This window comes from Dermacoccus sp. UBA1591, from assembly GCF_002322065.1.
In the GTDB taxonomy this organism is placed as follows: Bacteria; Actinomycetota; Actinomycetes; order Actinomycetales; family Dermatophilaceae; genus Dermacoccus; species Dermacoccus nishinomiyaensis.
Window position 1 is genome coordinate 1 of sequence record NZ_DCNR01000018.1, and the last position, 8,696, is coordinate 8,696.

General features: G+C 69.0%; 8 protein-coding genes and 1 tRNA gene. 4 read left to right on the plus strand and 5 right to left on the minus strand.

Annotated features, from left to right (window positions below; translation table 11 throughout):
- Positions 1 to 460, plus strand: a 460-nt coding sequence (locus tag B2284_RS01650; RefSeq protein ID WP_286697105.1) for a Fur family transcriptional regulator, incomplete at its 5' end; no start/stop codon positions are given.
- Between the two features lie 44 nt (positions 461 to 504).
- On the opposite strand, the gene B2284_RS01655 is transcribed toward B2284_RS01650, so the two are convergent.
- Positions 505 to 578 (minus strand) — tRNA-Gly (locus tag B2284_RS01655).
- 200 nt (positions 579 to 778) lie between these two features.
- On the opposite strand from B2284_RS01655, the gene dcd reads away from it, so the two are divergent.
- On the plus strand, positions 779 to 1,354 hold the full coding sequence (gene dcd / locus B2284_RS01660) for a dCTP deaminase (RefSeq protein ID WP_006947114.1): 576 nt from the start codon (positions 779 to 781) through the stop codon (positions 1,352 to 1,354).
- Between the two features lie 2 nt (positions 1,355 to 1,356).
- Positions 1,357 to 2,589: an alpha/beta hydrolase gene (locus tag B2284_RS01665; protein WP_006947111.1), complete on the plus strand. Its 1,233-nt coding sequence runs from the start codon at positions 1,357 to 1,359 to the stop codon at positions 2,587 to 2,589.
- 115 nt (positions 2,590 to 2,704) lie between these two features.
- On the opposite strand, the gene B2284_RS01670 is transcribed toward B2284_RS01665, so the two are convergent.
- The 4 genes from B2284_RS01670 to B2284_RS01685 all read right to left on the minus strand — a co-directional run bounded on the left by B2284_RS01670 (position 2,705) and on the right by B2284_RS01685 (position 7,704).
- A complete protein-coding gene (locus tag B2284_RS01670) occupies positions 2,705 to 4,180 on the minus strand; it encodes a lipase family protein (protein WP_131940421.1) in 1,476 nt (491 codons plus the stop codon).
- Entirely contained in the window at positions 4,177 to 4,611 is a 435-nt protein-coding gene (locus B2284_RS01675; protein ID WP_143181188.1) for a hypothetical protein, read from the minus strand. Before B2284_RS01675 ends, B2284_RS01670 begins: the two co-directional genes overlap by 4 nt.
- Positions 4,608 to 4,988: a hypothetical protein gene (locus B2284_RS01680; protein ID WP_040015042.1), complete on the minus strand. Its 381-nt coding sequence runs from the start codon at positions 4,986 to 4,988 to the stop codon at positions 4,608 to 4,610. Before B2284_RS01680 ends, B2284_RS01675 begins: the two co-directional genes overlap by 4 nt.
- A gap of 370 nt (positions 4,989 to 5,358) precedes the next feature.
- Complete coding sequence (locus tag B2284_RS01685) at positions 5,359 to 7,704, minus strand: (Fe-S)-binding protein (protein WP_006947058.1); 2,346 nt, start codon at positions 7,702 to 7,704, stop codon at positions 5,359 to 5,361.
- 219 nt (positions 7,705 to 7,923) lie between these two features.
- Here B2284_RS01685 and cysK point away from each other — a divergent pair.
- The coding region (gene cysK, locus B2284_RS01690) for a cysteine synthase A (RefSeq protein WP_286697106.1) at positions 7,924 to 8,696 on the plus strand (773 nt) is incomplete at its 3' end.

Below are 8,696 nucleotides of genomic sequence, written 5' to 3' on the forward strand. Positions count from 1 at the left end.
CGACGCCGACGCCGTCGCGGCGCTCGTCGACGAGGTCGAACCGGGTATCCACCGCGCGACGATCTACCGCTCGCTGCAGGCTCTCGTCGACGCTGACATCGTCACGCACACCCACGTTCCGGGCGGCGCGACGATCTACCACCTGGCGGCCGACGTGGCGCGTGAGGGGGCGAAGGCCGATGTTGGTGCATCGGATGGGGACTCGGGGGAGGGCGATGCCGCCGGGCACGAGGTCACCGGGCACGTGGCCGAGCCTCACGCCCACGCGCACCTGCAGTGCGACACGTGCGGGCGCTTCGTCGACGTCGACGTGGCCGAGTTCGCGCCACTCGCCGCAAGAATCAAGGAGCTGACGGGGTTCACGCTCGACGCCGAGCACGGGGCGCTGCTGGGGCGGTGTGCGCAGTGCTCGAAGGAGCCACAGCCGACCTCGCGTCCCGGCGAGGCCGAGCAAGAATGACGAAAGGGGCCGGATCCCATCGGATCCGGCCCCTTTCACATGCTTGGAGCGAGTGACGAGAATCGAACTCGCGTATTCAGCTTGGGAAGCTGATGTTCTACCATTGAACTACACTCGCGAGCCCCGCCACGGCGGGGTTCTTGCCTGTCCGGCGCCCGTCCTGGTGAACGTCCGGCGCGTCGATCAAGCGCCTCGTACTCTAGCGCGTCCGCGCCGTACGTGCATGTCATGACGGACGGTGTGTCGGTCTCTCGCCACCGACGGCGCCGATGAGTGAGAGCGGGGCCGCGGCAGACGCGCGTCGATTACCGTAGCCGTGTGCTGCTTTCGGACCGTGACATCAAGAGCCAGATCGATTCCGGCCGGGTCGTGCTCGACCCGTACGAACCGTCGATGATCCAGCCGTCGAGCATCGACGTGCGCCTCGACAAGTTCTTCCGGTTGTTCGACAACCACAAGTACCCCTTCATCGACCCCGCCGCCGAGCAGCCGGAACTGACGCGCCTCGTCGAGGTCGACGCGTCCGAGCCGTTCATCCTGCACCCCGGCGAGTTCGTCCTCGGCTCGACCTACGAGCAGATCACGCTGCCCGATGACGTCGCCGCTCGTGTCGAGGGCAAGTCGTCGCTTGGTCGCCTCGGATTGCTGACGCACGCGACGGCGGGCTTCGTCGACCCCGGTTTCTCCGGCCACGTGACGCTCGAGTTGAGCAACGTCGCGACGCTGCCCATCAAGCTGTGGCCGGGCATGAAGATCGGCCAGCTGTGCTTCTTCCAGCTGACGTCCCCCGCCGAACACCCTTACGGCAGCTCCGAATACGGCTCGCACTACCAGGGCCAGCGCGGCCCCACCGCGAGCCGCAGTTTCTCCTCCTTCCACCGCACCGACGTCTGACGATGGCCGACGAGAGCGACGACGACGTCACGTCGCTGCCGGCGCGCGCGGCCGTCGAGCTCAGCCGTCGTCTCGGCTCCGAGCTCGAGGTCGAGGTCGCCCCGGGGCAAGCAGATTCTCCGCGCGTACCGGACGGTGAAGCCACCCCCGTCGACGAGACCTCCCTCGGCGACAAAGTGGTCGGCCTCGCCGCCGACGCCGCCGATGCGCTGCTGCGCGACGACGAACTCGGCGACGAGGCGCTCGACGGTGTCACCGTCGATGACGACGCCGACGCCGTGAGGGCACCGCAGCGTGCCGCAACGACGCGTCGCGAGTCCGACGTGCTGGCGTCCACCAACCCGCCGACGCCCATGCCGCACGTGCATCGTCCTGAGGGTGAGGACGACGGGGACGAGCAGGATGACGGCAGGGCGGACCGCGACGGCGGGCGGGCCGGCGCCGGGGGTGCCGCCGCTCCTGACGCTCCCGCGCAAGACGGTTCGGCTGCCGTCGACGCCCCCCTGAGCGTGGAGGCGCCACAGCGTCCGGCGACGACGAAGCGCGGTGGTGCGGCCGTCGTCGCGAGTCCGTTGCTGACGATGCCGCGCGTGCGTCACCCCGAGGCGATCGTGCTGTTCGTCCACGGAGGCGACGTCGAAGGTCACCTGCGGATGCGTCGCGGTGACCCCGCCTACCTGCGCATCGTGCCGTTCGCGCGCGACGTCGAGCGTCGTAGCCACGGCCGAATCGGGGGTGCGACGCTGCGCCTCGCCGTCCGTGGGTGGAACGAGCCGGAGAAGCCGGCCGTCGAGGACACACGCTGGGCTCTCGGCGAGCTGCGCGATCGCTACCCGGGCGTGCCGATCGCCATCGCCGGCCACTCGATGGGTGGGCGGGTCGCGCTCGACATCGCGAGCAGCGAGGACGTCGCCGCCGTCGTGGCGCTCGCGCCGTGGGCGGCAGAAGCGTCCGAGCCCGCGACGTTCCGCACCATCCCGCTGCTCGGCATCCACGGCCGACGCGACACCGTGACCAACCCCGTCGCGACGAAGAAGCTCATCGACGACGTCGCGGCCCTCGGGGGCGACGCCCGCTTCGTCTCGATGCCGGGCTGGCACGCGATGCTGTGGGGCGCGCCGCGCTGGCACCGTGAGACGTCGCGGTTCCTCATCGACCACTTGCTCGACGGTGCCGCCCCGGGTGACGGCGACCGCGCCATCCCCGCAACCGGTGTGGAGAACGTCGAGACGTAGAGCGCCGGGGACGAAACCGTCAGCCCGGCCTCCAGGCCCTGACGGCGCACCGGCAGCGGCCCCGCGACTGCAGACGAAAATCGCCGGTGGGGACAGTAATCGCGGAGGGGCGCGGTCATGGCGAGGTCACCCGGTACTGCCCGGCGGGGCCGACGCCGAAGTTCGGCGTCGGTGACGGCTTGTGCGTCGTCTCCGACGTGCACGTCAGCGTCGGCGTGACGGCGTTCTGCGTTGCTTCGACGCCGGGCTCGCGCGAGGCGTCGTACCGGTAGGTGCGAGCCTCGCCCTCGAAGAACGGCGCCGCGCTGGTCTCGAAGTCGACGGCGGCGCTCGGCGGGCCGGGGCGTCCGCGTTCCTGACCCATGACGGCCTCGTAGTTCCACCGATACTTCTCGTGCGAGTGCGGCTCGATGATGCTCGTCGAACCCTTCGCGGTCACCGCCGACGTCGGGTCGTCGATGACGAGTCGGACGCGTCCAGGGTCGCCGTCACCGGTGGCCCGCCCGTCGATGCGATGGATGAAATCAGCCGAGTTCTCGATGTTGAGCGTACGCACCCCCGCGGGGAGCTTGGCGGCCCCGACCGGCGAACCGTACGTCGTGACGTGGGTGACGTTGAGACCGTCGGAGCGACGGCGCGCGAGGTTCGTCATCACCATGCCGCCCTGCGAGTGACCCACGAGCATGACCGGCTCGCCCTTGCCGAGCACGCCCTCACGCTGCATCGCATCGCGCAAGGCATCCCGGACGGCGACTTCGCCACCGCTGACGAGACCCGCCGCGGCGGCAACGTTGCCGGAGCCGTCGAGTGGCGTGCGGGCGTTCCAGGAGAACGTCGCGGTGCCGGGGATCATCGCGATCCAGCGGCCCTGGCCAGTGGCCGGGTCGACGACGCGCTGCACCTGGATGTGGGCGGAGTCGTTGCCGTTCTCGTACAGATCGTCGATGCGTCCCATGCTCTGGCCGACGCTGCGCACTGCGGGTGCGGGCCGGGGCGCATCGGGCCCGCTGACGATCGAGGTGGTGACGGGGTTCGGAGTGCCCAGCGCACGCACGAGGCCGATGTTGATGCCGGCGACATTCTCCTCGTACGAACCCGGCAGTCTCGCGTCGATGATGGCGACGACGTCACCGACGATCATCGCGGTCGTATCGGGCGAGGGCGCGTTGCCGGTCCATTGGCGCATCGAGATCTTCGCCAGAGTCACCGTCAGCGAGTACGTCGCGATGGCTGTTTTCATGTGGGCGACGGCGCAGGCTTCGGCGAGCTCGTAGGCGTCGAGCGAGGCGCTCACGAGAGTGCTGAGCAACTGCGCGCGCAGCGCCGTGGCCGTCAGGGTGGCCGCCAGATCGAGTGACGCCGTGGCGCATGTCGTGGCCGTGCCAGGGGAGAGGGCATCCCCGGTGAACGGCAGGCCCCAGCCGATCGACAGGCTCGTGGTGGAAGCGCTGCTCGCGTCACCGTGCGCCGTCGTCAGCGCGGCGGCGAGGGTGCGCAGATCAGCGAGGTTGGCGTCGACGGCGCTCGGGCCGGCGCTCTTCTTAGCGATGACGGTGCCTGTCACCGACGAGCTGGGCGGGTCGACTCTCATGCGGCGTGCTCCCATCCGGGGTCGGGACGCATCTCATCCTGGGCGTCGCCAGCCGCGAGGCAGCCGCTCGGCGCGCCCGATTGCGCATGGAGGCCGACGAGTGCCGCCACGACCTCGGCGCGAACGTCGAACCAGTCGCGTGTTGCGTCGTCGAACCCGACGTCGCACCACTCGCCGCCTCGGCGCGCTGCGATGAGGCAAGGTGTCGCGACCTCGTCCAGACAGCCGATGACGACGAGGTCGGCGTCGGCGTCGGGCGGGGCGTCGACGACGAGCTGTAGCACGGCGCTGACGACGTCCTCGGCGGCGTGGACGCTCGCGCCCCGGGTGCTCGCGAGGCGGAACAACCCGTCAGCGAAGGTGACCTCGAGCAACGACGTGTGTTGCCCGGCACGGGCTCGCACGAGCAGGAACGGCTGCGTCATCGTCATCCCCGCCAGTCGCCGTAGTGGGAGTAGTCGTACGGACCCTCGCTCTCGTCGCGGTGCAGGGCCTTGCCCACCTTCGACAGGCCATCGCGCGCGAGATCGATCGGCGCCATGACGACGTTGGTCACGCTGGTCTGATGCGATTCGACCGATGCGGCGTGCCGGCCGATGTCGGTCGCGAACGACGCCGCGTCGTCACCGCAGGCGTCGAGGTCGCGGGCGAACGAGGTGAGGACGCTGCGGCAATGGTCGGCCGCACCGGACGTCCACTGCGTCGTCGTGATGGTCGTGCGCAGATCCGTGGCGGACTGTGCGAGGTCGCTCGAGAGCAGGTCGGCTCGCCGCTGCTGCGCCCGGATGTCGTCTCCGAGAGTGCTCATGACGGCGACGCTAGGTCCCTGCGTCGCCCCCGCGCAGCCCGGGCGCCGCGACCCTGTGGATCAGCCCTCCCGAGAGCGTCGAAACGGCCCGTGGCCGTCACTGCCTGTGGATGACGAGGCCGCGCCGCCGGTCCGCCTCGTCGTCCAGATGCACCCGGGTGCATCTGGACGCACGAGGCGGGGGCGTGAGTAGCGGAACCCTGGCAGGCGAACTGGGATGGACGAACCCCGCTCAACGAACCTCGCTCAACAAACCCCGCCCGAGGCGCCCCATGAAACGACGAACGGGGCGCCCGTCCCGCTGATCTCTCAGCGGAACGAAGCGCCCCGGGTGTCAACCCTCGTGCCCGTGACGGGCGGGTGCGGCGGCTCAGACGGTCTGCGTCGCGCCCTCGTCGACGGCCTTCGTGTCCTCACCGCGACGCACCGCGGCGAGCAGCATGTTGGCGACGTCGACGACCTCGACCTCTTCGCGCGCGTTGCCGTCGCTCTGCTCGGCCGTGAGGCCGTCCGTCATCATGACGCGGCAGAACGGGCAGCCGATGGCGATGCGGTCGGCGCCGGTGGCGACGGCCTCCTTCGTACGGTTGAGGTTGATGCGCTCACCGAGCTTCTCCTCCATCCACATGCGGGCGCCGCCGGCGCCGCAGCAGAAGGACTTCTCGCCGGAGCGTTCCATCTCCTTGTACTCGACGCCGGGCAGCGACGCGATGAGTTCGCGCGGCGGCGCGTAGACCTGGTTGTGACGGCCGAGATAGCACGGGTCGTGGTACGTGACCGACTTGCCCGTCGACGCAGCGCCCGACTTGTCCTTCGGCTGCTGCGCGAACTCCTCCGGCGCCGCGACGGGCGTCAGCTTCTTCTCGCGCACGAGACGGTTGAGCAGCTGCGTGTGGTGGACGACCTCGTACTCGCCCCCGATCTGCGGGTACTCGTTCTTGATCGTGTTGAAGCAGTGCGCACACGTGACGACGATCTTCTTCGCCTTCGCCTCGTTGAGCGTCGCGACGTTCTGGCCGGCGAGCATCTGGAAGAGGATCTCGTTTCCGGCGCGGCGTGCCGGGTCGCCGGTGCAGCTCTCGCCGTCACCGAGGACGGCGAAGTCGACGCCCGCTGTGTGCAGCAGCTCGGCGACGGCGCGCGTCGTCTTCTTCGCACGGTCCTCGTAGGCGCCGGCGCAGCCGACCCAGAACAGCCACTCGACCTCGTCGGCGGATTCGACGTCGGAGCCGATGACCTTGACGTCGAACGGCAGGCCCTTGGCCCACTCGAGGCGAGCCCGCGCCGACATGCCCCACGGGTTCGACTTGTTCTCGAGGTTCTTGAACAGGCCCGCGAGTTCGGTCGGGAACGCGGACTCGATGAGCGTCTGGTAGCGACGCATGTCGACGATGTGGTCGACGTGCTCGATGTCGACGGGGCACTGCTCGACACAGGCGCCACACGTCGTGCACGACCACAGGACGTCCTCGTCGATGATGGCACCGGCCGCGTCACCGTTCGCGGTGGTGCCGGCCGGGTTGTACGCCGTCAGCGGGTTCGCGATGTCGTAGCCGGTCGAGCCGATGAGCGGCGTGCGCAGCAGGTCGACGCCGGAGTGGTCGGCGACCGTCGGCAGGCCCTTCTCGTCGACGGGCCCGGACGCGGCCGCAGCGGCCTGCAGGAACGGCGCCTTCGCGGCGGAGTGGTCGCGCAGCGTCATCATGAGCAGCTTGGGCGACAGCGGCTTTTCGGTGTTCCACGCGGGACACTGGCTCTGGCAACGACCGCACTCGGTGCAGGTGGAGAAGTCGAGCAGGCCCTTCCACGTGAAGTCCTCGACCTTGCCGACACCCAGGACGGTGTCCTCGTCGAGCTCGAGCTCCTCGACGTCCTTGAGCGGCTCGCCGTCGACCATCATCGGCTTCGCGGCGCCGAGGGCCGTGCGGCCGTCCGCGTTGCGCTTGAACCAGATGTTCGGGAACGCGAGGAAGCGGTGCCAGGCAACACCCATCGTCGTGTTGAGCGAGATCGTGATCATCCACGCCATCGAGATGAGGATCTTGATCGCGGCGATGACGACGATGAGCTGCTCGAGGCCGTCCTTGCCGATCGACTCGAACGGCTTGCCGAGGAAAAACGTCATCGGGAAGTGCAGGACGCTCGCGTGGTGGCTGCCGTCGACGCGGCCCAGCGCGTACTCGAGCGCGCGCAGGCTGACGATGCACAGACCGACGCCGAAGATCGTGAACTCGACGTAGTAGGCCTGCCAGAACGACGAACCGAAGAAGCGCGACTTGCGGCCGTCCTTGCCGGCCGAACGGCCCGGGTGGTTCTTGCGGCGGTTCCAGATGAGCCAGCAGATGCCGAGGAAGCCCGTCCACGCCATGAACTCGGTCAGCCACTCCCAGGGAGCGAACGTTCCGATGATCGGCAGCGTGAAGTCGGGGTTGAAGATCTGGCCGTAGGCGGTGACCAGGGTGAAGAACAGGATGCCGAAGCTGATCATCGTGAACCAGTGCGCGACGGCGACGATCGGCAGGCGGGACATGCGCGTGTGTCCGAGGAACTCGCGCAGCAACGTGACGGTTCGCGCACCGGGGTTGTCCGTGCGCTTTTCGGGTGCGCCGACCTTGAACCGCGCCACCATCTGTGCCACGGCGCGCACGAGCAGCGAGACGCCGATGACGGTGATGACGACGCAGATCACTGCGGCGACGATCTGGAGGGCTGACATGGGCCCCAGTCTAGACGGGGCTACCGGCCGGTAACCCGGGGGCGGGGCGATGTCGTGTCCATTTCGAATTAGTCAACGAGCACGTGTGCTATTGCCTGGCCCGTGGGCATAAACGTAGATAACGCAGAGTTGGTAAAGTCATAAGCAGTCATCGCACCGCGTCTGCTCGCCTCCTTGGGGCGAGATTGGACGCGCCGCCACCGTCGAAAGGCCCCCCTCATGCCCATCCTCGCCAACGTCACTGAGGCCATCGGCAACACGCCGCTCGTGCGCATCAACCGCATCATCGACGCCCCCGACGTCACCGTCGCGGCGAAGCTCGAGTTCAGCAACCCCGCCGCCTCCGTCAAGGACCGCATCGGCAAGGCGATCGTCGAGGCCGCGGAGGCCTCCGGCGAGCTGAAGCCGGCCGGGACGATCGTCGAGGCGACCTCGGGCAACACCGGCATCGCGCTCGCCATGGTCGGCGCCGCCAAGGGCTACGACGTCGTGCTGACGATGCCCGAGTCGATGTCGAAGGAGCGTCGCGCGCTGCTCAAGGGCTTCGGCGCCGAACTCGTCCTCACCCCCGCCGCCGAGGGCATGAAGGGCGCCGTGACGAAGGCCGAGGAGATCGCCGCCGAGCGTGACGGCGCCGTCCTCGCCCGCCAGTTCGCGAACACGGCCAACCCCGAGGTGCACCGCAAGACCACCGCCGAGGAGATCTGGCGCGACACCGACGGCGCCGTCGACATCGTCATCGCCGGCATCGGCACCGGCGGCACGATCACCGGCATCGGCGAGGTGCTCAAGGAGCGCAAGCCCGACGTGAAGATGATCGCCGTCGAGCCCGCTGAGTCGCCGATCCTCAACGGCGGTCAGGCCGGGCCGCACAAGATCCAGGGCATCGGCGCCAACTTCGTGCCCGACATCCTCAACACCGACATCTACGACGAGGTCATCGACATCGACGCCGAGACCTCCGTCGAATGGGCGCGCAAGGCCGCGACGCA

Coding starts and splice junctions, on each gene's coding strand:
- B2284_RS01680 (WP_040015042.1), bottom strand. CDS start 4,988: ATGAGCACTCTCGGAGACGACATCCGGGCGCAGCAGCGGCGAGCCGAC.
- B2284_RS01670 (WP_131940421.1), bottom strand. CDS start 4,180: ATGAGAGTCGACCCGCCCAGCTCGTCGGTGACAGGCACCGTCATCGCT.
- B2284_RS01665 (WP_006947111.1), top strand. CDS start 1,357: ATGGCCGACGAGAGCGACGACGACGTCACGTCGCTGCCGGCGCGCGCG.
- B2284_RS01685 (WP_006947058.1), bottom strand. CDS start 7,704: ATGTCAGCCCTCCAGATCGTCGCCGCAGTGATCTGCGTCGTCATCACC.
- B2284_RS01675 (WP_143181188.1), bottom strand. CDS start 4,611: ATGACGATGACGCAGCCGTTCCTGCTCGTGCGAGCCCGTGCCGGGCAA.